The following is a 26,624-nucleotide window of genomic DNA, read 5'->3' as shown; positions in this document are numbered from 1 at the left end:
AATGGTAATATTGATATATTTTCTTTGTATATAAATTATAAAATTAATATGTAATAGAGTGATTTGTTTTATGTACTATTATCTTATTTCTAAATATTAACTCTATTGATTATTGGTTTTTATACTTATTTAATTTTATTCAACTTTGACAATTGAATAGAAAGCAAGTTTATTTACACTTGTAGTTTTATGCATAAGTTAGCACATACAAGTTTTGGGATTGTTGGGATGTTTGTTAATACTTGTATAGTAGCTAAATATGTGATTATTAATTGGGAGATGTTTAGCATGAAAAAAGTAAATAACGACACTGTATTTGGAATTTTGCAATTAGAAACACTTTTGGGTGACATTAACTCAATTTTCAGCGAGATTGAAAGCGAATACAAAATGTCTAGAGAAGAAATTTTAATTTTACTAACTTTATGGCAAAAAGGTTCTATGACGCTTAAAGAAATGGACAGATTTGTTGAAGTTAAACCGTATAAGCGTACGAGAACGTATAATAATTTAGTTGAATTAGAATGGATTTACAAAGAGCGTCCTGTTGACGATGAAAGAACAGTTATTATTCATTTCAATGAAAAGTTACAACAAGAGAAAGTAGAGTTGTTGAATTTCATCAGTGATGCGATTGCAAGTAGAGCAACAGCAATGCAAAATAGTTTAAACGCAATTATTGCTGTGTAAGTTTAATAGCATAAAAAGAGGTTTTCATTAAGTTGAAAACCTCTTTTTGTTGTTGGCATTAATTTTTCAAATGTTGACTACTCAATCCTAAATTATAAATAGTATAGCGCAGCAAATGCTTAAGAAATTTTTTCTATGGCACAAATGAATGGAGCATGATTACGTTGGTTTAAAAATTGATATTGCAAAACTTGCGCATGCTTTTGATCCAAAGTACTCAAGTAATCAAGCAATGCATGCTTCTCAATTTGTCCTTCGCTATGACCATGATATATAACAAGTACAATAATACCTTCAATTGACATTAATGATAGCAATGAATTAATAGCTTGGATTGTCGTGTCAGGCTTTGTCACGATAGATTTATCACCTTTAGGCAAATAACCTAGGTTAAAGATGGCTGCATCAATATGACCTTTATGTGCATCATTTATATGATGTTCAATATTTTCATGTCCATCTTTTATTAAAGAAACATGATTGAAATCCTTAACTTTATCACGTGTATTTTCCAAAGCTAAATCTTGAATGTCGAAACCATAAACATGTCCTTCTGGTACTTGTTCGGCTAAAAATAAAGTGTCATTGCCGTTACCGCAAGTTGCGTCTACAACAATACTTTCTGGTGTTATATGTTGTTTAATAAGTGTTTTTGAAAAAGGGAGTATACGTTCTAATTTCATTGCTTCACCTTAGACTTGTAACGCAAGCCTTGATAAGAATTTCTACGTGCTAATTCAGCATCGATGCCATTTAATACTTCCCATTTATTAACACTCCACATTGGACCTACCATGATATCTATTGGACCATCACCGGTAATTCGGTGAACGATCATTTCAGGGGGAATCACTTCTAATTGGTCCACAACTAGGTTTGTGTACTCTTCTTGAGTCATAAAAGTTAATAAACCTTTATCGTATTGTTTTACCATCGGTGTACCTTTTAACAAATGAAGTAAATGAATTTTAATACCTTGTACATCCATTTGTGCAACTTCTTTGGCAGTAGCCATCATCATGTCATAGTCTTCGCCAGGTAAGCCATTAATGATGTGTGTACATACATTGATATTATGCTTACGTAATTTTGCCACACCATCATAATAAGTTTTCATATCATGGGCACGATTGATTAAATCAGATGTTGACTGATGGATTGTTTGTAGTCCTAATTCAACCCATAAGTATGTTCGTTGATTCAAATCTGCTAAATATTCGACAACATCGTCTGGTAGACAGTCAGGACGCGTACCAATAGATAATCCCACAACACCCGGTTCTTTAAGTACAGGTTCGAATTTTTCTTTTAATACTTCAACCGGTGCATGTGTATTTGTAAATGCCTGAAAATAAGCAATATATTTTCCTTCGTGCCATTTCTCATGCATCTTTTCTTTAATTTCTTTAAATTGTACTGCGATTGAATCTGCACGATTACCTGCAAAGTCTCCGCTACCTGCAGCAGAACAAAATGTACATCCACCATGTGCTACAGTGCCATCGCGGTTAGGACAGTCAAACCCGCCATCCAATGCAACTTTAAATATTTTTTGTCCAAATTTATTTTTTAAATGGTAATTCCATGTGTGATAACGTTTGTTTTCAAAAGCGTATTGGAAATGATTGCCCATATGTCATTTTCCTTTCTATAAAAAAAGAGTTCTAAGTACAGATTTTAACATATTTTAATGTTATAGTGTTTATTATAGTTTGACAAAAAAGAGAGAGGAACTATGAAATATGAATATACCTAAATCAGTCTGGTGGCTAGTAATTGGCATGGCGTTAAATATTACTGGTTCCAGTTTTTTGTGGCCTTTAAATACAATTTATATGAAACAAGAACTTGGAAAAAGTTTAACTGTTGCTGGTTTAGTGCTAATGATAAATTCATTTGGCATGGTTATTGGAAACTTATTAGGTGGTTCACTATTTGATAAATTAGGTGGATACAAGACGATTTTAATTGGAACTTTCACTTGTCTTTGTAGTACAACGCTACTTAATTTCTTTCACGGGTGGCCTTGGTATGCTGTATGGCTTGTAATGTTAGGGTTTGGTGGCGGAATGATTATTCCTGCGATATACGCTATGGCTGGAGCAGTGTGGCCAAATGGCGGAAGACAAACGTTTAATGCGATATACTTAGCGCAAAATATTGGTGTGGCTGTCGGTGCTGCAATGGGCGGCTTTGTCGCAGAATTTAGCTTTAACTATATCTTTTTAGCCAATCTTATTATGTATGTTGTGTTTGCGCTTGTCGCGGTAACGCAATTTAATATTGAAATTAATGCGAAAGTTAAATATCCAACTCATTTAGATATTACTGGTAAAAAGAATAAAGCAAGATTTATTTCATTAGTACTAATTTGTGCAATGTTTGCAATTTGTTGGGTTGCATATATTCAATGGGAGTCTACAATCGCTTCATTTACACAATCTATTAATATTTCAATGGCACAATATAGTGTTTTATGGACAATTAACGGAATAATGATTTTAGTAGCACAACCATTAATTAAACCGATTCTCTATCTGTTAAAAGGAAACTTAAAGAAGCAAATGTTTGTCGGCATCATCATTTTTATGTTGTCGTTCTTTGTCACGAGTTTTGCCGAAAACTTTACAATATTTGTTGTCGGTATGATTATTTTAACTTTTGGAGAAATGTTTGTATGGCCAGCAGTTCCAACTATAGCCAATCAGTTAGCGCCAGATGGTAAGCAAGGACAGTACCAAGGTTTTGTGAATTCAGCTGCTACAGTAGGAAAAGCATTTGGTCCATTTCTTGGTGGTGTATTAGTTGATGCGTTTAATATGCGCATGATGTTTATCGGTATGATGCTACTACTTGTATTTGCATTAATATTATTAATGGTTTTCAAGGAGAATAATACGCAACCTAAAAAAATAGATGCATAATGAGTAAATAGAATTAACGTTATAGACTTGAAATAAATGTCGTTATAACATAATATTAATTTGTATAATTTAATTTCGTTTGGAGCTTTTCTACAGAAAGCTAGTGATGCTGAGAGCTAGTGTTAAGGACTAAATGTAAATCGTATTAATTTTAAATTGAATGAATGACATCTCTTACTATTAAAATGAGTGCACAATTTTTGTGAAATAGGGTGGTAACGCGGCAAATGTCGTCCCTATGTAAATAGAATAGTTAGAGGTGTCTTTTTTATTGAATAGGAGGAAATGTGTTGAATTACAACCACAATCAAATTGAAAAGAAATGGCAAGACTATTGGGACGAAAATAAAACATTTAAAACAAATGATAACTTAGGTCAAAAGAAATTTTATGCTTTAGACATGTTTCCATATCCATCAGGTGCTGGTTTACATGTTGGACATCCTGAGGGCTATACAGCAACAGATATCATTTCAAGATATAAAAGAATGCAAGGATATAATGTATTACATCCGATGGGGTGGGATGCATTCGGATTACCAGCAGAGCAATATGCTTTAGACACTGGCAACGACCCACGTGAATTTACAAAGAAAAATATCCAAACTTTTAAACGACAAATTAAAGAATTAGGGTTCAGTTATGATTGGGATCGTGAAGTTAATACAACAGATCCAGAATACTATAAATGGACACAGTGGATTTTCATACAGTTATATAACAAAGGTTTAGCATACGTTGATGAAGTTGCAGTTAACTGGTGTCCAGCATTAGGCACTGTTTTATCTAACGAAGAAGTGATTGATGGTGTCTCTGAACGTGGTGGACATCCAGTTTATCGTAAGCCGATGAAACAATGGGTACTTAAAATCACAGAATATGCAGATCAATTATTAGCAGATTTAGATGATTTAGATTGGCCTGAGTCTTTAAAAGATATGCAGCGCAATTGGATTGGACGTTCTGAAGGGGCCAAAGTTTCATTTGATGTAGATAATACGGAAGGAAAAGTAGAAGTATTTACGACTAGACCAGATACAATCTATGGTGCATCATTCTTAGTCTTAAGTCCTGAACATGCATTAGTTAATTCAATTACAACAGATGAATATAAAGAAAAAGTAAAAGCTTATCAAACAGAAGCTTCTAAAAAGTCAGATTTAGAACGTACAGATTTAGCAAAAGATAAATCAGGTGTATTTACTGGTGCATATGCAACTAATCCTTTATCTGGTGAAAAAGTACAAATTTGGATTGCTGATTATGTATTATCAACATATGGTACTGGAGCAATTATGGCAGTACCAGCGCATGATGACAGAGATTATGAATTTGCTAAAAAGTTTGATTTGCCAATCATTGAAGTCATCGAAGGTGGAAATGTTGAAGAAGCAGCATACACTGGTGAAGGTAAACATATTAATTCTGGTGAACTTGATGGTTTAGAAAATGAAGCGGCAATTACTAAAGCTATTCAATTATTAGAGCAAAAAGGTGCTGGCGAAAAGAAAGTTAATTACAAATTAAGAGATTGGTTATTCAGTCGTCAGCGTTATTGGGGCGAACCAATTCCTGTCATTCATTGGGAAGATGGAACAATGACAACTGTTCCTGAAGAAGAGCTACCATTGTTGTTACCTGAAACAGATGAAATCAAGCCATCAGGGACTGGTGAGTCTCCACTAGCTAATATTGATTCATTTGTAAATGTTGTAGATGAAAAAACAGGTATGAAAGGACGTCGTGAAACAAATACAATGCCACAATGGGCAGGTAGTTGTTGGTATTATTTACGTTACATCGATCCTAAAAATGAAAATATGTTAGCAGATCCTGAAAAATTAAAACATTGGTTACCTGTTGATTTATATATCGGTGGAGTAGAACATGCGGTTCTTCACTTATTATATGCAAGATTTTGGCATAAAGTCCTTTATGATTTGGCTATCGTACCTACTAAAGAACCTTTCCAAAAATTATTTAACCAAGGTATGATTTTAGGAGAAGGTAATGAGAAGATGAGTAAATCTAAAGGAAATGTAATCAATCCTGATGATATAGTACAGTCTCATGGTGCAGATACTTTGCGTCTTTACGAAATGTTTATGGGACCTTTAGATGCTGCAATTGCATGGAGTGAAAAAGGATTAGATGGGTCTCGTCGATTCTTAGATCGCGTATGGCGTTTAATGGTAAATGAAGATGGGACATTGAGTTCAAAAATTGTAACTACAAATAATAAATCTTTAGATAAAGTTTATAACCAAACTGTTAAAAAGGTAACAGAAGACTTTGAAACATTAGGATTTAATACTGCTATTAGTCAATTAATGGTATTTATTAATGAGTGTTATAAAGTTGATGAAGTTTATAAACCTTACATTGAAGGCTTCGTTAAAATGTTAGCACCTATTGCACCACATATCGGTGAAGAATTATGGTCAAAATTAGGACATGAAGAGTCTATTACGTACCAACCTTGGCCAACTTATGACGAAGCACTACTTGTAGATGATGAAGTAGAAATCGTTGTTCAAGTGAATGGTAAATTGAGAGCTAAAATTAAAATTGCTAAAGATACATCAAAAGAAGAAATGCAAGAAATTGCCTTATCTAATGACAATGTTAAAGCGAGTATTGAAGGTAAAGACATCATGAAAGTCATCGCTGTTCCTCAAAAATTAGTCAATATTGTAGCTAAATAATGTTTTAAGGAGGACTTTGAAATGAAGTCAATTACTACAGATGAATTAAAAAATAAACTTTTAGAATCTAAACCAGTTCAAATTGTTGATGTTCGTACTGATGAAGAAACAGCAATGGGATATATTCCTAATGCAAAGTTAATTCCAATGGATACCATTCCGGATAATTTAAATTCATTTAATAAAAATGAAATATATTATATTGTATGTGCTGGTGGAGTTCGAAGCGCTAAAGTTGTAGAATATTTAGAGGCAAATGGCATTGATGCCGTAAATGTCGAAGGCGGCATGCACGCATGGGGCGATGAAGGTTTGGAAATAAAAAGTATTTAAAGTAGTGACATAATTTAAAATAATATTACATTTGTAATGACACCAAGTAACGTTTCGGTTGCTTGGTGTTTTTTGGTATGAATTACTTTCTGTTACAAAACAATCTAAAGCGTTCTTGTTATGTTTTATTAAGATTTTAATTACAAAACGGAAACTAAATTGTAATAAAATAAAACTTTATTTTATAAAATGATGATGATAAAATTGAGTGAACTTAAAATATTGTACAAAATAATATAGCTATAAATATAATATAGCTATAAATATAATATGAGGGAGCGTATATTTTTAGCATAATTCTTAACAACACAGCAGAGAACAGACAACCAGGAGGAAAATGAAATGAATTTGTTAAAGAAAAATAAATATAGTATTAGGAAGTATAAAGTAGGCATATTCTCTACTTTAATCGGAACAGTTTTATTACTTTCAAACCCAAATGGTGCACAAGCCTTAACTACGGATAATAATGTACAAAGCGATACTAATCAAGCAACACCTGTAAATTCACAAGATAAAGATGTTGCTAATAATAGAGGTTTAGCAAATAGTGCGCAGAATACACCTAATCAATCTGCAACAACCAATCAAGCAACGAATCAAGCATTGGTTAATCATAATAATGGTAGTATAGTAAATCAAGCTACGCCAACATCAGTGCAATCAAGTACGCCTTCAGCACAAAACAATAATCATACAGATGGCAATACAACAGCAACTGAGACAGTGTCAAACGCTAATAATAATGATGTAGTGTCGAATAATACCGCATTAAATGTACCAACTAAAACAAATGAAAATGGTTCAGGAGGACATCTAACTTTAAAGGAAATTCAAGAAGATGTTCGTCATTCTTCAAATAAACCAGAGCTAGTTGCAATTGCTGAACCAGCATCTAATAGACCGAAAAAGAGAAGTAGACGTGCGGCACCGGCAGATCCTAATGCAACTCCAGCAGATCCAGCGGCTGCAGCGGTAGGAAACGGTGGTGCACCAGTTGCAATTACAGCGCCATATACGCCAACAACTGATCCTAATGCCAATAATGCAGGACAAAATGCACCTAACGAAGTGCTGTCATTTGATGACAATGGTATTAGACCAAGTACCAACCGTTCTGTGCCAACAGTAAACGTTGTTAATAACTTGCCGGGCTTCACACTAATCAATGGTGGCAAAGTAGGGGTGTTTAGTCATGCAATGGTAAGAACGAGCATGTTTGATTCAGGAGATAATAAGAACTATCAAGCACAAGGAAATGTAATTGCATTAGGTCGTATACATGGAACTGATACGAATGACCATGGCGATTTTAATGGTATCGAGAAAGCATTAACAGTAAATCCGAATTCTGAATTAATCTTTGAATTTAATACAATGACTACTAAAAACGGTCAAGGCGCAACAAATGTTATTATCAAAAATGCTGATACTAATGATACGATTGCTGAAAAGACTGTTGAAGGCGGTCCAACTTTGCGTTTATTTAAAGTACCTGATAATGTGAGAAATCTCAAAATTCAATTTGTACCTAAAAATGACGCAATAACAGATGCGCGTGGCATTTATCAACTAAAAGATGGTTACAAATACTATAGCTTTGTTGACTCTATCGGACTTCATTCTGGGTCACATGTTTTTGTTGAAAGACGAACAATGGATCCAACAGCAACAAATAATAAAGAGTTTACTGTAACAACATCATTAAAGAATAATGGTAATTCTGGTGCTTCTCTAGATACAAATGACTTTGTATATCAAGTTCAATTACCTGAAGGTGTTGAATATGTGAACAATTCATTGACTAAAGATTTTCCAAGTAACAATTCAGGCGTTGATGTTAATGATATGAATGTTACATATGATGCAGCAAATCGTGTGATAACAATTAAAAGTACTGGAGGAGGTACAGCAAACTCTCCGGCACGACTTATGCCTGATAAAATACTCGATTTAAGATATAAATTACGTGTAAATAATGTGCCGACACCAAGAACAGTAACATTTAACGAGACATTAACGTATAAAACATATACACAAGATTTCATTAATTCAGCTGCAGAAAGTCATACTGTAAGTACAAATCCATATACTATCGATATCATCATGAATAAAGATGCATTACAAGCCGAAGTTGACAGACGTATTCAACAAGCTGATTATACATTTGCGTCATTAGATATCTTTAATGGTCTGAAACGACGCGCACAAACGATTTTAGATGAAAATCGTAACAATGTACCATTAAATAAAAGAGTTTCTCAAGCATATATTGATTCATTAACTAATCAAATGCAACATACGTTAATTCGAAGTGTTGATGCTGAAAATGCAGTTAATAAAAAAGTTGACCAAATGGAAGATTTAGTTAATCAAAATGATGAATTGACAGATGAAGAAAAACAAGCAGCAATACAAGTTATCGAGGAACATAAAAATGAAATAATTGGTAATATTGGTGACCAAACGACTGATGATGGCGTTACTAGAATCAAAGATCAAGGTATACAGACCTTAAGTGGGGATACTGCAACACCGGTTGTTAAACCAAATGCTAAAAAAGCAATACGTGATAAAGCAACGAAACAAAGGGAAATTATCAATGCAACACCAGATGCTACTGAAGACGAGATTCAAGATGCACTAAATCAATTAGCTACGGATGAAACAGATGCTATTGATAATGTTACGAATGCTACTACAAATGCTGACGTTGAAACAGCTAAAAATAATGGCATCAATACTATTGGAGCAGTTGTTCCTCAAGTAACTCATAAAAAAGCTGCAAGAGATGCAATTAACCAAGCAACAGCAACGAAAAGACAACAAATAAATAGTAATAGAGAAGCAACTCAGGAAGAGAAAAATGCAGCATTGAACGAATTAACTCAAGCAACCAACCATGCTTTAGAACAAATCAATCAAGCAACAACAAATGCTAATGTTGATAACGCCAAAGGAGATGGTCTAAATGCCATTAATCCAATTGCTCCTGTAACTGTTGTTAAGCAAGCTGCAAGGGATGCCGTATCACATGATGCACAACAACATATCGCAGAGATCAATGCTAATCCTGATGCGACTCAAGAAGAAAGACAAGCAGCAATTGACAAAGTGAATGCTGCTGTAACTGCAGCAAACACAAACATTTTAAACGCTAATACCAATGCTGATGTTGAACAAGTAAAGACAAATGCGATTCAAGGAATACAAGCAATTACACCAGCTACAAAAGTAAAAACAGATGCAAAAAATGCCATCGATAAAAGTGCGGAAACGCAACATAATACGATATTTAATAATAATGATGCGACGCTCGAAGAACAACAAGCAGCACAACAATTACTTGATCAAGCTGTAGCCACAGCGAAGCAAAATATTAATGCAGCAGATACGAATCAAGAAGTTGCACAAGCAAAAGATCAGGGCACACAAAATATAGTAGTGATTCAACCGGCAACACAAGTTAAAACGGATACTCGCAATGTTGTAAATGATAAAGCGCGAGAGGCGATAACAAATATCAATGCTACAACTGGCGCGACTCGAGAAGAGAAACAAGAAGCGATAAATCGTGTCAATACACTTAAAAATAGAGCATTAACTGATATTGGTGTGACGTCTACTACTGCGATGGTCAATAGTATTAGAGACGATGCAGTCAATCAAATCGGCGCAGTTCAACCGCATGTAACGAAGAAACAAACTGCTACAGGTGTATTAAATGATTTAGCAACTGCTAAAAAGCAAGAAATTAATCAAAACACAAATGCAACAACTGAAGAAAAGCAAGTGGCTTTAAATCAAGTGGATCAAGAGTTAGCAACGGCAATTAATAATATAAATCAAGCTGATACAAATGCGGAAGTAGATCAAGCGCAACAATTAGGTACAAAAGCAATTAATGCGATTCAGCCAAATATTGTTAAAAAACCTGCAGCATTAGCACAAATCAATCAGCATTATAATGCTAAATTAGCTGAAATCAATGCTACACCAGATGCAACGAATGATGAGAAAAATGCTGCGATCAATACTTTAAATCAAGACAGACAACAAGCTATTGAAAGTATTAAACAAGCTAACACAAATGCAGAAGTAGACCAAGCTGCGACAGTAGCAGAGAATAATATCGATGCTGTTCAAGTTGATGTAGTAAAAAAACAAGCAGCGCGAGATAAAATCACTGCTGAAGTGGCGAAGCGTATTGAAGCGGTTAAACAAACACCTAATGCAACTGACGAAGAAAAGCAGGCTGCTGTTAATCAAATCAATCAACTTAAAGATCAAGCAATTAATCAAATTAATCAAAACCAAACAAATGATCAGGTAGACACAACTACAAATCAAGCGGTAAATGCTATAGATAATGTTGAAGCTGAAGTAGTAATTAAAACAAAGGCAATTGCAGATATTGAAAAAGCTGTTAAAGAAAAGCAACAGCAAATTGATAATAGTCTTGATTCAACAGATAATGAGAAAGAAGTTGCTTCACAAGCATTAGCTAAAGAAAAAGAAAAAGCACTTGCAGCTATTGACCAAGCTCAAACGAATAGTCAGGTGAATCAAGCAGCAACAAATGGTGTATCAGCGATTAAAATTATTCAACCTGAAACAAAAGTTAAACCAGCTGCACGTGAAAAAATCAATCAAAAAGCGAATGAATTACGTGCTAAGATTAATCAGGATAAAGAAGCAACAGCAGAAGAAAGACAAGTAGCACTAGATAAAATCAATGAATTTGTAAATCAAGCCATGACAGATATTACGAATAATAGAACAAATCAACAAGTTGATGATACAACAAGTCAAGCGCTTGATAGCATTGCTTTAGTGACGCCTGACCATATTGTTAGAGCAGCTGCTAGAGATGCAGTTAAGCAACAATATGAAGCTAAAAAGCGCGAAATTGAGCAAGCGGAACATGCGACTGATGAAGAAAAACAAGTTGCTTTAAATCAATTAGCGAATAATGAAAAACGTGCATTACAAAACATCGATCAAGCAATAGCGAATAATGATGTGAAACGTGTTGAAACAAATGGCATTGCTACACTAAAAGGTGTACAACCTCATATTGTAATTAAGCCTGAAGCACAACAAGCAATAAAAGCAAGTGCAGAAAATCAAGTAGAATCAATAAAAGATACACCACATGCAACAGTTGATGAATTAGATGAAGCGAATCAATTAATTAGCGACACACTCAAACAAGCGCAACAAGAAATAGAAAATACAAATCAAGATGCTGCTGTTACTGATGTTAGAAATCAAACAATCAAGGCAATAGAGCAAATAAAACCTAAAGTAAGACGTAAACGAGCTGCGCTTGATAGCATTGAAGAAAATAATAAAAATCAACTCGATGCAATCCGAAATACGTTGGATACTACTCAAGATGAAAGAGATGTTGCTATTGATACTTTAAATAAAATTGTAAATACAATTAAAAATGACATTGCACAAAACAAAACGAATGCAGAAGTGGATCGAACTGAGACTGATGGCAACGACAACATCAAAGTGATTTTACCTAAAGTTCAAGTTAAACCAGCAGCGCGTCAATCTGTTGGTGTAAAAGCCGAAGCTCAAAATGCACTAATCGATCAAAGCGATTTATCAACTGAAGAAGAAAGACTAGCTGCTAAACATTTAGTAGAACAAGCACTTAATCAGGCTATTGATCAGATCAATCATGCAGATAAGACTGCCCAAGTTAATCAAGATAGTATAAATGCTCAAAATATTATTTCAAAAATTAAACCAGCGACAACAGTTAAAGCAACAGCATTACAACAAATTCAAAATATCGCTACAAATAAAATTAATTTAATTAAAGCAAATAACGAAGCGACAGATGAAGAACAAAATATTGCAATAGCACAAGTTGAAAAAGAGTTAATTAAAGCTAAACAACAAATTGCTAGTGCAGTGACTAATGCAGATGTGGCATATTTATTGCATGATGAGAAAAACGAAATTCGTGAAATCGAACCTGTTATTAACAGAAAGGCGTCTGCTCGAGAACAATTGACAACATTATTCAACGATAAAAAACAAGCAATTGAAGCGAATATTCAAGCAACGGTAGAAGAAAGAAATAGTATATTAGCACAGTTACAAAATATTTATGACACTGCTATTGGACAAATTGATCAAGATCGTAGCAATGCACAAGTTGATAAAACAGCATCATTAAATCTACAAACAATACATGATTTAGATGTACATCCTATTAAAAAGCCAGATGCTGAAAAAACGATTAATGATGATCTTGCACGCGTCACTGCTTTAGTGCAAAATTATCGAAAAGTAAGTAATCGTAATAAGGCTGATGCATTAAAAGCTATAACTGCTTTAAAATTACAAATGGATGAAGAATTAAAAACAGCACGCACTAATGCTGATGTTGATGCAGTTTTAAAACGATTTAATGTTGCATTAAGCGATATAGAAGCAGTAATTACTGAAAAAGAAAATAGCTTACTGCGAATTGATAACATTGCTCAACAAACATATGCGAAATTCAAAGCGATCGCAACACCAGAACAATTAGCTAAAGTAAAAGTATTAATTGATCAATATGTTGCAGATGGCAATAGAATGATTGATGAAGATGCGACATTAAATGACATCAAACAACACACGCAATTCATTGTTGATGAAATTTTAGCAATTAAATTACCAGCTGAAGCGACGAAAGTATCACCAAAAGAAATTCAGCCAGCTCCAAAAGTTTGTACGCCTATTAAAAAAGAAGAGACACATGAATCGCGCAAAGTTGAAAAAGAACTTCCAAATACAGGTTCTGAAGGAATGGATTTACCATTGAAAGAATTTGCACTGATTACAGGTGCGGCTTTGTTAGCTAGAAGACGTACTAAAAACGAAAAAGAATCATAATTAACGAAATGACCTTAATATAACGACACTTTTTAGTGACTCAGTTATATTAAGGTCATTTTTATTTGAATGAAAAAGTTGATCTACTAAAGAGAATCGAACCAAATTTTATACTATTATTCCATTGATGCATGTGAGTAATGTCCGGCATATAATCCAGCGACATGTCCTGTTACGAGTGCACTTGTAATATTATAACCACCAGTATAACCATGTATATCTAATACTTCACCACATAAAAATAATCCCGGAACTAATTTAGACATCATTGTTTTAGGTTGAATTTCTTTAAGTGACACACCACCACCTGTGACAAATGCCTTATCTATAGGTAATGTCCCGTTCACCTTAAATACAAACCCTTTAAACATATTTACTAAGTCGTTCAATTGTTGATTTGATAAGTGATGTGATGTGGTATTTTCATCGATTCCTGCTTGTTCCAGCATGAACAGTAAGTAGCGCTCTTCAATTAGACCATGCAAACTGTTTTTAATGATTTTATCTGGTGTGTCCGATAATAATGATGTGATGTGTTGTTTTAATTGTTCATGGTTTAATTCAGGAAATGCATCGATTGCCATAGAAATGTGCTGTGTCTTTTGATTTTTTTGTTCTTTATAAACAAACTGACTACATCTTAATGCAGCTGGACCACTGATACCAAAATGAGTAAATAACATATCCATTTGATGACTGATGCGTTTTTTACCATTTTTCTTAAGTACTGACAATTCAACATCTTTTAAACTTAAACCTTTTAGACGATTGGATTTGATGAAAGGTTCAGCTGATGTAATTGGAACTTCGGTCGGGAATAACTCAGTAATGGTATGACCTAAATCTTGTGCGAACTTATAACCATCACCAGTTGAACCAGTTTGAGGGACACTTGTACCACCTGTAGCAATCACTAGCGAATGGCTTTCATAACTATTATTTTGAGTATGTACAGTGAAAGTTTGGTCTGTATTAACTTCGATTCTACTAACAGCTTCTTCTTCTTTAATCGTTACATGTTGGCGTTCGATAGTTGTCACTAATGTATCAACCACGTCTTGTGCTTTGTTGGAAACTGGAAACATACGCCCGTGATCTTCTTCTTTTAATTTAACACCCCTAGACTCAAAAAAATCTATGATGGATTCATTATCAAAAATTGAAAAGGGACTATATAAAAATTTCCCATTTCCAGGAATGTTCTTAATAATTTCAGCATATGGTAATCGATTAGTTACGTTACATCTACCGCCACCAGATATTTTGAGTTTACGACCTAGACCTTTCTTTTTTTCAATGAGTAACACACTGCTACTTTGTTCGCTTGCAGCTACTGCCGCCATTAAGCCGCTAGGTCCGCCTCCGATAATAATTGTTTGATACATATACGCTTCCTCCAAATTTGTTACTGGACATTCAATTGCTATTTTATAGTACTTTTTTAAACTTTGCTATATCTCTTGTGTTATGAGATGACAATTATGTTGAATATATTTATAATGTGAACTTCATAAAAAATGAAGATGTATGTGTATGATAAGAATGATTTTTCTACTGTTATGCGATGTTCATCTCAAATAGTAGTATAATGTTTATATGAAATTTCGTAATATTCTAATCAAAATCTAGTATTCAATGACAATGTGTTGATAATTTTGTTATGATAATTCATTGAATATACGACAATGAAATAAAGTTTTGTGATATATTCATAATAATGAAAAATGATTTTACAGAGAAACAGCTTTTAGTTTACAAAACTTTAATAAACATGAGATAGGGAGATTCGTAATGAGTGAAAGTAAAGAAATGGTGCGTGGAACCTTTTTAATTACCATTAGTATATTAATTACCAAGGTATTGGGCGTACTTTTTATCATTCCATTCAACTATTTAATTGGTGGACAAGAAAATATGGCGCCGTTCACATACGCTTATGCACCATATAATATTGCAATTGCAGTTGCGACAGCAGGTGTACCATTAGCAGCTTCGAAATATGTTGCGAAATATAATGCTATTGGGGCATATAAAGTAAGTCAGAAATTTTATAAATCGAGTTTTATTGTAATGAGTATTACCGGTGTTTTAGGTTTCTTGGTACTGTATTTCTTAGCACCTTATATTTCTGAATTAACATTAGCTAGAAACATTCATGATAAAAACGGTTGGTCAGTCGATGATATTACTTGGATTATAAGAATCATTAGTATGGTTGTTATCTTTATTCCTGTATTAGCGACATGGAGAGGGATATTCCAAGGTTATAAATCTATGGGGCCAACAGCAGTGTCAGAAGTAACTGAGCAAATTGCACGCGTGATTTTCATATTAATCGGAAGTTATTTAGTACTAAATGTCTTTGATGGCTCTATTTTATTAGCCAATGGTATTGCTACTTTTGCAGCAGCAGTTGGTGCGATTATTGGTATATTCACACTCTGGTATTACTGGAGAAAGCGTAAGCATAATATTGATCGTATGGTCGAATCTGATTACACAGATATAGATGTGTCATATGGCAAGATGTATAAAGAAATTATTGCTTATAGTATACCGTTCGTTATTGTAAGTTTGAATTATCCATTATTTAACTTAGTAGATCAATTTACACATAACGGTGCTTTATCTTTAGTTGGTATACCTTCACAGTTACAAGATATATTCTTTAATATGCTAAATATGTCAACTAATAAAATTGTAATGATTCCGACATCATTAAGTGCTGGTTTTGCAGTGAGTTTAATTCCTTATATTACAAAAACATTTGCAGAAGGTCGCTTACATGAAATGCATCATCAAATTAGAACATCTATTGGTGTATTAATGTTTATAACTGTTCCAGCTAGTATTGGAATTATGGCCTTGGCACAACCATTATTCACAGTTTTCTATGGTTACGATCCAATTGTTTTAGGTCATGACCCTAACCATGATGGTAGTCGCTTATTATTCTATTATGCGCCTGTAGCAATACTAATTTCACTATTAAGTGTAACGGCATCAATGTTACAAGGTATAGATAAACAGAAATTAACAGTTTATGTTATTTTAGCTTCTGTAGTTATCAAGTTAGCGTTAAACTATCCATTAATTATGTTATTCCATACACCTGGTGCAATTTTAAGTACTAGTATCGCATTATTATTTGCAATTGGATGTAATTTCTATATTCTTAAAAAATATGCGAAGTTTAAATTCAGCTATAGTTGGATTCATTTTGCAAAAATATTCTTGTATTCATTTATTATGATGCTAGGTGTAGAATTAGTATTTTTCCTTGCAAATCTATTCTTAGAACCTACTAAACTTGGTTACTTAATCATTATTATTTTAGGTGTTACAGTAGGTATTCTAATTTACGGTACAATCACAATTAAAACGCGTCTTGCGGACGAATTCTTAGGTGAAATTCCTGAAAAATTAAGACGTAGAGTTAGGTTTTTACGATGAGAATAGATAAATTTTTAGCAAATATGGGCGTCGGTACACGTAATGAGGTCAAACAGTTACTTAAAAAAGGCCTTGTAAATGTCAACGAACAAGTAATTAAATCACCAAAAACACATATAGAACCAGAAAACGATAAGATAACAGTTCGTGGAGAATTAATAGAATACATTGAAAATGTCTATATTATGTTAAATAAGCCAAAAGGTTATATATCAGCAACTGAAGATCATCATTCAAAAACCGTTATTGATTTAATACCTGAATACCAACATCTAAATATTTTTCCGGTTGGTCGTCTTGATAAAGATACAGAAGGGCTTTTATTGATAACGAATGATGGTGATTTTAATCATGAATTAATGAGTCCAAACAAACATGTTTCTAAAAAATATGAAGTTATTTCAGCAAATCCTATCACTGAAGACGACATTCAAGCTTTTAAAGAGGGTGTAACACTGACTGATGGCAAGGTTAAGCCTGCAATATTAACTTATATTGATAATCAAACGTCACACGTAACAATTTATGAAGGAAAATATCATCAAGTTAAACGAATGTTTCATAGCATTCAAAATGAGGTATTACATTTAAGACGTATCAAAATTGCTGATTTAGAATTGGACAGCAATTTAGATTCAGGAGAATATCGTTTATTAACTGAAAATGATTTTGACAAATTAAATTATAAATAAAAGGGAGACGATTGATATGGCAAAAGGTAATTTATTTAAAGCGATTTTAGGTATAGGTGGCGCTGTAGCAGCTGTACTTGTTACACGTAAAGATAGTCGTGACAAGCTGAAAGCAGAATATAATAAATATAAACAAGATCCTCAAAGCTATAAAGATAATGCTAAGGATAAAGCGACGCAATTAGGAACAATTGCTAATGAAACAATTAAAGAAGTAAAAACAAATCCGAAAGAATATGCTAATAGATTAAAAAATAATCCAAAAGCATTTTTCAAAGAAGAAAAATCAAAATTTACCGAATATGACAATAAGACTGACGAAAGTATTGAAAAAGGTAAATTTGATGATGAAGGTGGCGCAGCACCAAATAATAATTTACGTATCGTCACTGAAGAAGATTTAAAAAAGAATAAAAATGCATTATCTGATAAAGAATAAGATGTGAGTAGGACAGAAATGATAAGGGAGTGGGACAGAAATCATATTTTAGCAAAATTTATTTCGTCGTCCCACCCCGGCAAGGTTGACTAGAATTGAAAAAAGCTTGTTACAAGCGTATTTTCATTCAGTCAACTACTGCCAATATAATATTGTAAACTATAGGACATTTATTAGTGTTTCAGGTTCTTTATCGTTAGTCATAGCTAATATGCATATAGAAAGAAGAATACATGCGTGAAACTCATTCATAAGAAATACTAATATCTAAAGAAAACGTATTTCTTTATCTTTTCGAAATTCTCTGTGTTGGGGCCCTTACCCCAACTTGCACATTATTGAAAGCTGACTATTGGCCAGCTTCTGTGTTGGGGCCCCGCCAACTTGCATTGTCTGTAGAATTTCTTTTCGAAATTCTCTGTGTTGGGGCCCTTACCCCAACTTGCACATTATTGAAAGCTGACTATTGGCCAGCTTCTGTGTTGGGGCCCTTACCCCAACTTGCACATTATTGAAAGCTAACTATTGGCCAGCTTCTATGTTGGGGCCCCGCCAACTTGCATTGTCTGTAGAATTTCTTTTCGAAATTCTCTATGTTGGGGCCCCGGGGCGCATTTTCGTTCGGTTAATTACTGTCAATATTAAATTGTGTGCCTAGTACATTGACTTATATCTCGAGCTCTTGAATATGTGTATTTTAAATATATAAATTAAAAAAGGAACAAAGCAGCTATTTATGATTTGTGTCATATCAATAGCATCGTTTTGTTCCTTTTTATTATTTTCTGACATCTTATTGTAGTTTTTATATCTTTTCATGTAAAATAGAATTTAACTTATAGAAAAAAGGAAGTCGATTTCGAATGTGGAAAGAAAAAGTTCAACAATACGAAGATCAAATCATTAATGACTTAAAAGGATTATTAGCAATTGAAAGTGTGAGAGATGATGCAAAAGCATCAGAAGACGCACCAGTTGGTCCAGGTCCTCGTAAGGCATTAGACTACATGTATGAAATTGCACATAGAGATGGATTTACAACACATGATGTGGATCATATTGCAGGAAGAATTGAGGCAGGTAAAGGAAATGACGTATTAGGTATCTTATGTCATGTTGACGTTGTTCCTGCTGGTGATGGATGGGATAGTAATCCGTTCGAGCCGGTTGTAACAGAAGATGCTATCATAGCTAGAGGTACACTTGATGACAAAGGTCCAACAATTGCTGCTTATTATGCAATTAAGATATTAGAAGATATGAATGTGGATTGGAAGAAACGTATTCATATGATTATTGGTACGGATGAAGAATCTGATTGGAAATGTACGGATCGCTATTTTAAAACAGAAGAAATGCCAACATTAGGTTTTGCACCAGATGCAGAATTTCCATGTATTCATGGTGAAAAAGGCATTACAACATTTGATTTAGTTCAAAATAAACTTACTGAAGATCAAGATGAACCTGATTATGAATTAATAACTTTTAAATCTGGTGAACGTTACAACATGGTACCTGATCATGCAGAAGCAAGAGTGCTTGTTAAAGAAAATATGACAGATGTTATTCAAGACTTTGAGTACTTTTTAGAACAAAATCATTTACAAGGTGATAGTACTGTTGATAGTGGCATTCTAGTTTTAACAGTTGAAGGTAAAGCGGTTCATGGTATGGATCCATCTATCGGTGTGAATGCGGGTCTTTACTTACTAAAATTCTTAGCATCATTAAATCTTGATAATAATGCACAAGCGTTTGTAGCATTTAGTAATCGCTACTTATTTAATTCAGATTTTGGTGAAAAGATGGGAATGAAATTCCATACAGATGTCATGGGTGACGTGACAACTAACATTGGTGTTATTACATATGATAATGAAAACGCAGGTCTTTTCGGTATCAACTTACGCTACCCAGAAGGATTTGAATTTGAAAAAGCTATGGATCGTTTTGCAAATGAGATTCAACAATATGGCTTTGAAGTGAAATTAGGTAAAGTCCAACCACCACATTATGTTGATAAAAATGATCCTTTTGTACAAAAGTTAGTTACTGCATATAGAAATCAAACAAATGATATGACTGAACCTTATACTATAGGTGGCGGTACTTATGCGAGAAACTTAGACAAGGGTGTAGCATTTGGCGCAATGTTTAGTGATTCTGAAGATTTAATGCATCAGAAAAATGAATATATCACTAAAAAACAGTTATTTAACGCAACTAGTATTTACTTAGAAGCAATTTATTCATTATGCGTGGAGGAATAATATATGGAAAAAATTTTTTTAAATGGTGAGTTTGTAAGTCCAAGTGAAGCAAAGGTTTCATACAACGACAGAGGATACGTATTTGGCGATGGTATTTATGAATACATTCGAGTATATAATGGTAAGTTATTTACAGTAACAGAACATTATGAAAGATTTTTACGTAGTGCCAATGAGATTGGTTTAGATTTAAATTATTCTGTAGAAGAATTAATTGAACTATCTCGTAAATTAGTTGATATGAATCAAATTGAAACTGGGGCAATTTATATTCAAGCAACGCGTGGTGTAGCTGAAAGGAATCATAGCTTCCCGACACCTGAAGTAGAACCAGCAATTGTTGCTTATACAAAGAGTTATGATCGTCCTTATGATCATTTAGAAAATGGTGTGAATGGTGTTACCGTTGAAGATATCCGATGGTTACGTTGCGACATTAAAAGCTTGAACTTATTAGGAAATGTATTAGCAAAAGAATATGCTGTGAAATATAATGCAGTTGAAGCAATTCAACATCGAGGTGAAACTGTAACTGAAGGATCTTCAAGTAATGCTTATGCAATTAAAGACGGTGTGATTTATACACATCCGATTAACAACTATATTCTTAATGGTATTACACGAATTGTAATTAAAAAAATTGCCGAAGACTATAACATCCCATTTAAAGAAGAAACGTTTACTGTAGATTTCTTGAAAAACGCAGATGAAGTTATTGTTTCAAGTACTTCAGCTGAGGTTACACCTGTTATTAAATTAGATGGTGAACCAGTTAATGATGGTAAAGTTGGCCCAATTACACGTCAACTACAAGAAGGATTTGAAAAGTATATAGAGTCACACAGTATTTAAAATTCTTTCATCATATTTTTAGATTAAATTACTTAAATTTATCAACTTTCGTAAGTGAATTATGTTATAATTTAAAACGAAGCTTAAAAGTGTTGTTTAGAAAACACATATTAGTAAAAAGTGCCATTTTGTTTCTCATTTTCAGTTGAAATATAATGATAAAAATTATAAAATTTTCTATGAGTTACAAATATGATGTGCATCATATTTTACTAAGTACGTAAATGTTACAGTTCATAAATTTATGCTAACCATGAAAATGGGATAGCAATTATTTTGAAAACTAGAGTTTATCGCCTACAGAGATTCAAAAACATGTAGTTTTAGACACGGTAACATTATATGTCAAGTAAGTGACTATAGAATGTATGGTGTCAATGACAGACATTACGATTTAAATTTAGTCGTGTAATGTAGGCATTGGTTGAGGATTTACAATAATTATCTGGACATAATATTTGTACCAGTATGGTGTTATAAATTAGAATATATGGCTCTTGAAAAACCTATTTCTAGAGCCATTTTCTAATTGAAAGTGAGGTGGACGAGTTGGAGCAGTTTTATCAATTAGGGTGGACACTTGATTCAGCAGGTGGTGCATCTGGTGAAGCATATATGGCTGAACAAGATGGACAAAAGTTGTTTTTAAAACGAAATTCAAATCCATTTATTGCGGCATTATCAGCAGAAGGTATTGTGCCCAAATTAGTATGGACGAAACGCATAGAAACAGGCGAGGTTGTTACAGCACAACATTGGAAAAATGGGCGTGAACTATCTTCAAACGAAATGAAGCAAACAAGAGTTGCACATTTATTAAAGAAGATACACAATTCTAGACCTTTATTAAGTATGTTAAAGCGTATGGAAATGGAACCTATTACTCCTGAGATTATGCTTAATAAAATTAATGCCTCTTTATCAAGAGAAGTTTTAACACATCATATTGTGAGAAAATCATTAACCTATTTAGAAGAGCATATACCGAGTTTAGATTCGCGTTTTTTCACTGTTGTACATGGTGATGTGAATCATAATAATTGGTTATTATCCGATCGAGATGAACTATTTTTAGTTGATTGGGAAGGTGCAATGATTGCAGACCCGGCAATTGATATCGGAATGCTGCTTTACAACTATGTTCCACAACAACAATGGTCTGAATGGCTTGAAACATATGGTGTTCAAGAGAGCTTGAATTTAAATAAACGTATGAAATGGTATACGGTAATTCAATCTATAGGTCTTGTTCAATGGTATGAAGAGCAAAAAAGATATAAGGATATGAACACTTGGCTTAAATTCCTAAATGAAGTTATGAATAGTAACATGTTTATTTAAGAGGAGAATAAAATATGAGAGTTCGATACAAACCATGGGCTGAAGATTATTTAAAAGATCATCCTGAATTGGTTGACATGGACGGTCAACATGCAGGGAAAATGACTGAATGGTTTGATAAAACGCAACCGATACACATTGAAATTGGTTCGGGTATGGGGCAGTTTATTACAACATTAGCTGCTCAAAATCCTCATATTAACTATATTTCAATGGAACGTGAGAAAAGTATCGTTTATAAAGTATTGGATAAAGTTAAAGAGATGGGTTTAACAAATTTAAAGATTATTTGTAATGACGCCATTGAATTAAATGAATATTTTAAAGACGGCGAAGTTTCGCGTATTTATTTGAACTTTTCAGATCCATGGCCAAAAAATCGTCATGCAAAACGACGTTTAACGTATCATACGTTTTTAGCGTTGTATCAACAAATCTTAAATGATGAAGGAGATTTACATTTTAAAACTGATAACAGAGGACTATTTGCCTACAGTTTAGAAAGTATGTCTCAATTTGGAATGTATTTTACAAAAATAAATCTAAATTTACATCAAGAAGACGATGGCAGTAATATTTTAACAGAATATGAAAAGAAATTTTCGGATAAAGGGTCACGTATTTATCGTATGGAAGCGAAATTCCATTCACAAAAATAGAGCACTTATGAGGGTATGTACACATACAATCATAAGTGTTTTTTCGTACTATAATGGTTCTATAGATAAAGGTTCTATAATAAATCGGACTGATGGAAAAAGTTTTTAACTTTTCATCTGTCCGATTTTTTGATTTTGAATATAAAAAAAGCGCAATTATCTCTATAATTAAAAGTGACTAAACAAATAACTAAAGGAGATAATGCGCCTATGAACAATGTTATACTAAATACCTTTGATTTAAAAGAATAAAGCTTGCATTTTACTTGTAAATTTTAATTATTAATTTAAAATTACAGGCCGATGGTTATGATGCATTTACATATAATATGATTGCATTAATCTTTATAAGTAGTTAGAAGTGTATTAGTGTGGGGCGTTTCGTTTTTGTTCGCATTTATGAATAGTGATATGATGTAATAAACACATGCTAATTGTAATAACGAATACAGAAAGAATAGGTGATGTTATGAAAATCGGGGATATATCTATTCATTATCTAAATGGTGGCAATACAAAAATGGATGGCGGTGCAATGTTTGGTGTTGTTCCGAAGCCGTTGTGGTCAAAGCAATACAATGCAAATGAACGAAATCAAATCAATTTACCGACACATCCAATTTTGATTCAAACGGCTCAATATAATTTGATTATAGATGCAGGTATTGGTAATGGTAAATTATCTGAAAAGCAATTACGTAATTTTGGAGTAGATGAAGAAAGTCATATAATTGCTGATTTGGCAAATTATAATTTAACGCCAAAGGATATTGATTATGTGCTAATGACACATATGCATTTTGATCATGCTGCCGGTTTGACTGATCAAGCAGGACATGCAATTTTTGAAAATGCGATTCATGTTGTGCAACAAGATGAGTGGCATGAGTTTATTGCACCTAATATAAGAAGTAAATCAACTTACTGGGATAAGAATAAAGGCGATTATAGTAACAAGTTGATTTTATTCGAAAAACATTTTGAACCGGTTCTGGGTATCAAGATGCAACATAGTGGAGGTCATAGCTTTGGCCACACGATTATTACGATTGAAAGTCAAGGAGATAAAGCAGTTCATATGGGTGATATATTCCCAACTACTGCACATAAAAATCCTCTATGGGTAACGGCATATGATGATTATCCTATGCAATCGATTCGTGAAAAAGAACGCATGATACCATATTTTATTCAGCAACAATATTGGTTCTTGTTTTATCATGATGAAAACTACTTTGCTGTAAAATACAGCGATAATGGTGAAAACATAGATGCATATATTTTACGTGAAACATTAGTTGATAATAACTAAAATAAAGATGTATTACTAAACAAATTTTCAAAAATAAAAAATTGAGCCACATCCAATCTTACTAATTAGGGTGTGGCTCATTTTTAAGTTTTACGATCCAAATCAAATATGGATAAAATTCGTATTAACGCTCTACAATGTTAATGACTTCACCAGTATATGCATCTGCATAAAAATCATAATGAATATTTTGACCATTTTTAATAGTTGTAATTCCACCTTGATAAACTAAACGGTATTTATCAGTTTCAGGATGAACGAATGGTTCATAAACGATATATGAGCCTTTGACATTCATAAAATATGATTTTACTTCATTAAGTACTTTAACGGGATTATAGCGTTTACGATTAATAAATTGGATGATTGAAATGGTAGAAATAATTACAATGGCTACTGCAATTATTGTTGGAATTATATATTTCAGTTTAGTCATCATTTATGCTCCCTTGATTTCAAATTCATATCATTAGTTTACCATATTGAAGATGATATAATAACTTATAAGGAGTGAGAACTTTTATGAACATAAATAAAAAAGTAACATTACAACGAATTCAAACTTTAACTGAGCTTCATGGGGCACCAGGTTTTGAAGAAGAAGTAAAAAATTATATGACTCAGCAAATGGCGCCGTACGTAGATGAATTTATTGAAAATCGTATGGGTGGATTTTTTGGTGTGAAAAAATCTAAAAATCCAAATGCAAAACGTGTAATGATTGCAGCACATATGGATGAAATCGGATTTATGATTACAAATATCACTAAAAATGGAATGATTCAATTCACAAATTTAGGTGGTGTTGCAAATGATATTTGGCAAGGACAACGCTTAGTAATTAAAAATAGAAATGGCGATAAAATTATCGGTGTTGTTTCTAATATACCTAAACATTTTCGTACTGGTAGTGAAGGTGCACCGGAAATTAAAGATTTAACATTAGATATAGGTGCTCAAAATGAAGATGAGGTGCGTGAGCGCGGAATAGATATAGGAGATACAATTGTACCTCACACGCCATTCACACAGTTATCTGAACATCGATATAGTGCTAAAGCATGGGATAATCGTTATGGTTGTGTCTTGGCAATTGAAATACTAGAATTATTAAAAGATATAGAATTAGATGTAGACTTGTATGTTGGCGCAAATGTTCAAGAAGAGGTTGGATTACGAGGTGCGAAAGCATCTGCAGAGATGATAGACCCAGACGTTGCATTTGTAGTTGATTGTTCACCTGCCAATGACGTTAAAGGAAACCAACCATTATCTGGTGAACTTGGTAAAGGGACGTTAATTCGCATAAAAGACGGTACAATGATTTTAAAGCCTGTATTTAGAGACTATTTATTAAAGTTAGTAGAAGCACATGACATTGAACATCAATACTATATGTCACCAGGTGGAACAGATGGTGGAGAAATTCATAAAGCTAATATTGGTATTCCGACTGCAGTTATTGGTGTATGTGCACGATATATTCATAGTACAGACTCAGTATTTGATATAAGAGACTATTTTGCAGCTAGATCTTTACTTTCAGAAGCCATTTGTAATTTAGATAATAATCAAATAGAAACATTACAATATAAATAATCGGGTAATAACAACTATTATCTCTAAATAGTTATATATAATCATTAATTAAGGAGACATAAAAATGAAACAACTTGAATCAGAACAACAATTTGAATCTTTAAAACAAGGTGCTACAGTATTTGAATTCACTGCAGGCTGGTGTCCAGATTGTAGAGTGATAGAACCAGATTTACCGGAATTAGAAGCGAGATATCCTATGTTTGACTTCGTATCAGTAGACCGTGATAAATTTATGGATATTTGTATTGAAAATGGTATTATGGGTATTCCAAGTTTTCTAGTATATAAAAATGGAGAACTGCTTGGAAGTTATATTGGAAAAGAACGAAAATCAATTGAACAGATAGATGCATTTTTAGCTCAATACGTGTAATTTAGACTAGAGAAAAACGGGGTAATACTCGTTTTTCTCTGTTACTATGTGTTGATTTATTGTAAACTATTAT

Annotated in this window: 19 protein-coding genes; 15 read left to right on the top strand and 4 right to left on the bottom strand. The window is 33.2% G+C overall.

The window, feature by feature from the left end; all coding sequences use genetic code 11:
- The first annotated feature begins 288 nt into the window (after positions 1–288).
- Positions 289–690 carry a transcriptional regulator, SarA/Rot family gene (locus tag JG553_RS06005; protein WP_000757543.1) on the top strand — a complete coding sequence of 134 codons (402 nt, stop codon included), beginning with the start codon at positions 289–291 and terminating at the stop codon, positions 688–690.
- Between the two features lie 119 nt (positions 691–809).
- On the opposite strand, the gene mnmM is transcribed toward JG553_RS06005, so the two are convergent.
- Both mnmM and mnmL read right to left on the bottom strand, forming a co-directional pair.
- The gene (mnmM, locus tag JG553_RS06000) at positions 810–1,373 is read right to left on the bottom strand and encodes a tRNA 5-(aminomethyl)-2-thiouridylate-methyltransferase MnmM (protein WP_000764419.1); all 564 of its coding nucleotides are present in this window, start codon (positions 1,371–1,373) and stop codon (positions 810–812) included.
- Positions 1,370–2,323, bottom strand: a complete 954-nt coding sequence (gene mnmL, locus JG553_RS05995; protein ID WP_000526539.1) for a tRNA modification radical SAM protein MnmL/YtqA — start codon at positions 2,321–2,323, stop codon at positions 1,370–1,372. Before mnmL ends, mnmM begins: the two co-directional genes overlap by 4 nt.
- Positions 2,324–2,432: 109 nt before the next feature.
- Here mnmL and JG553_RS05990 point away from each other — a divergent pair, with 109 nt between their 5' ends.
- The 4 genes from JG553_RS05990 to sasC all read left to right on the top strand — a co-directional run bounded on the left by JG553_RS05990 (position 2,433) and on the right by sasC (position 13,555).
- A complete protein-coding gene (locus tag JG553_RS05990) occupies positions 2,433–3,614 on the top strand; it encodes an MDR family MFS transporter (RefSeq protein ID WP_001025061.1) in 1,182 nt (393 codons plus the stop codon).
- Positions 3,615–3,901: 287 nt separating this feature from the next.
- Complete coding sequence (gene leuS, locus JG553_RS05985; RefSeq protein WP_001549041.1) at positions 3,902–6,319, top strand: leucine--tRNA ligase; 2,418 nt, start codon at positions 3,902–3,904, stop codon at positions 6,317–6,319.
- 21 nt (positions 6,320–6,340) lie between these two features.
- On the top strand, positions 6,341–6,652 hold the full coding sequence (locus JG553_RS05980) for a rhodanese-like domain-containing protein (protein WP_000836465.1): 312 nt from the start codon (positions 6,341–6,343) through the stop codon (positions 6,650–6,652).
- 342 nt (positions 6,653–6,994) lie between these two features.
- Positions 6,995–13,555 (top strand): LPXTG-anchored aggregation protein SasC, encoded by a 6,561-nt coding sequence (gene sasC / locus JG553_RS05975; protein WP_001050546.1) that lies wholly within the window; start codon positions 6,995–6,997, stop codon positions 13,553–13,555.
- Between the two features lie 116 nt (positions 13,556–13,671).
- On the opposite strand, the gene JG553_RS05970 is transcribed toward sasC, so the two are convergent.
- Positions 13,672–14,940 (bottom strand): BaiN/RdsA family NAD(P)/FAD-dependent oxidoreductase, encoded by a 1,269-nt coding sequence (locus JG553_RS05970; RefSeq protein WP_000285019.1) that lies wholly within the window; start codon positions 14,938–14,940, stop codon positions 13,672–13,674.
- Positions 14,941–15,346: 406 nt separating this feature from the next.
- On the opposite strand from JG553_RS05970, the gene JG553_RS05965 reads away from it, so the two are divergent.
- The 8 genes from JG553_RS05965 to JG553_RS05930 all read left to right on the top strand — a co-directional run bounded on the left by JG553_RS05965 (position 15,347) and on the right by JG553_RS05930 (position 24,576).
- Entirely contained in the window at positions 15,347–17,008 is a 1,662-nt protein-coding gene (locus tag JG553_RS05965) for a putative polysaccharide biosynthesis protein (protein ID WP_000004335.1), read from the top strand.
- Complete coding sequence (locus JG553_RS05960; RefSeq protein ID WP_001217125.1) at positions 17,005–17,700, top strand: pseudouridine synthase; 696 nt, start codon at positions 17,005–17,007, stop codon at positions 17,698–17,700. The genes JG553_RS05965 and JG553_RS05960 overlap by 4 nt, the downstream gene beginning before the upstream one ends.
- Before the next feature lie 16 nt (positions 17,701–17,716).
- A complete protein-coding gene (locus JG553_RS05955) occupies positions 17,717–18,139 on the top strand; it encodes a YtxH domain-containing protein (RefSeq protein WP_001051860.1) in 423 nt (140 codons plus the stop codon).
- Between the two features lie 863 nt (positions 18,140–19,002).
- The gene (gene sapep, locus JG553_RS05950) at positions 19,003–20,412 is read left to right on the top strand and encodes an Mn(2+)-dependent dipeptidase Sapep (RefSeq protein WP_000265417.1); all 1,410 of its coding nucleotides are present in this window, start codon (positions 19,003–19,005) and stop codon (positions 20,410–20,412) included.
- A 3-nt stretch (positions 20,413–20,415) separates the two neighbouring features.
- Complete coding sequence (gene dat / locus JG553_RS05945; protein ID WP_000411085.1) at positions 20,416–21,264, top strand: D-amino-acid transaminase; 849 nt, start codon at positions 20,416–20,418, stop codon at positions 21,262–21,264.
- Between the two features lie 549 nt (positions 21,265–21,813).
- A complete protein-coding gene (locus JG553_RS05940; RefSeq protein WP_000434765.1) occupies positions 21,814–22,605 on the top strand; it encodes a phosphotransferase family protein in 792 nt (263 codons plus the stop codon).
- Between the two features lie 14 nt (positions 22,606–22,619).
- Positions 22,620–23,264, top strand: coding sequence for a tRNA (guanosine(46)-N7)-methyltransferase TrmB (trmB, locus tag JG553_RS05935; RefSeq protein WP_001266157.1), 645 nt, complete (start codon positions 22,620–22,622; stop codon positions 23,262–23,264).
- Positions 23,265–23,733: 469 nt separating this feature from the next.
- Positions 23,734–24,576: a YtnP family quorum-quenching lactonase gene (locus tag JG553_RS05930; protein ID WP_000689580.1), complete on the top strand. Its 843-nt coding sequence runs from the start codon at positions 23,734–23,736 to the stop codon at positions 24,574–24,576.
- A 124-nt stretch (positions 24,577–24,700) separates the two neighbouring features.
- On the opposite strand, the gene JG553_RS05925 is transcribed toward JG553_RS05930, so the two are convergent.
- Positions 24,701–25,012 (bottom strand): PepSY domain-containing protein, encoded by a 312-nt coding sequence (locus JG553_RS05925; RefSeq protein WP_000163826.1) that lies wholly within the window; start codon positions 25,010–25,012, stop codon positions 24,701–24,703.
- Positions 25,013–25,098: 86 nt separating this feature from the next.
- Between JG553_RS05925 and JG553_RS05920 the strand changes: the two genes are divergently transcribed.
- The gene (locus JG553_RS05920) at positions 25,099–26,175 is read left to right on the top strand and encodes a M42 family metallopeptidase (RefSeq protein ID WP_001024576.1); all 1,077 of its coding nucleotides are present in this window, start codon (positions 25,099–25,101) and stop codon (positions 26,173–26,175) included.
- 64 nt (positions 26,176–26,239) lie between these two features.
- Entirely contained in the window at positions 26,240–26,551 is a 312-nt protein-coding gene (locus tag JG553_RS05915; protein WP_000811163.1) for a thioredoxin family protein, read from the top strand.
- Positions 26,552–26,624: the final 73 nt, after the last annotated feature.

This window comes from Staphylococcus sp. T93, assembly GCF_016743875.1.
Classification (GTDB): Bacteria; Bacillota; Bacilli; order Staphylococcales; family Staphylococcaceae; genus Staphylococcus; species Staphylococcus aureus.
Note: the sequence above shows the minus strand (reverse complement) of the source record. Positions and strands in the feature narration are given on the sequence as shown.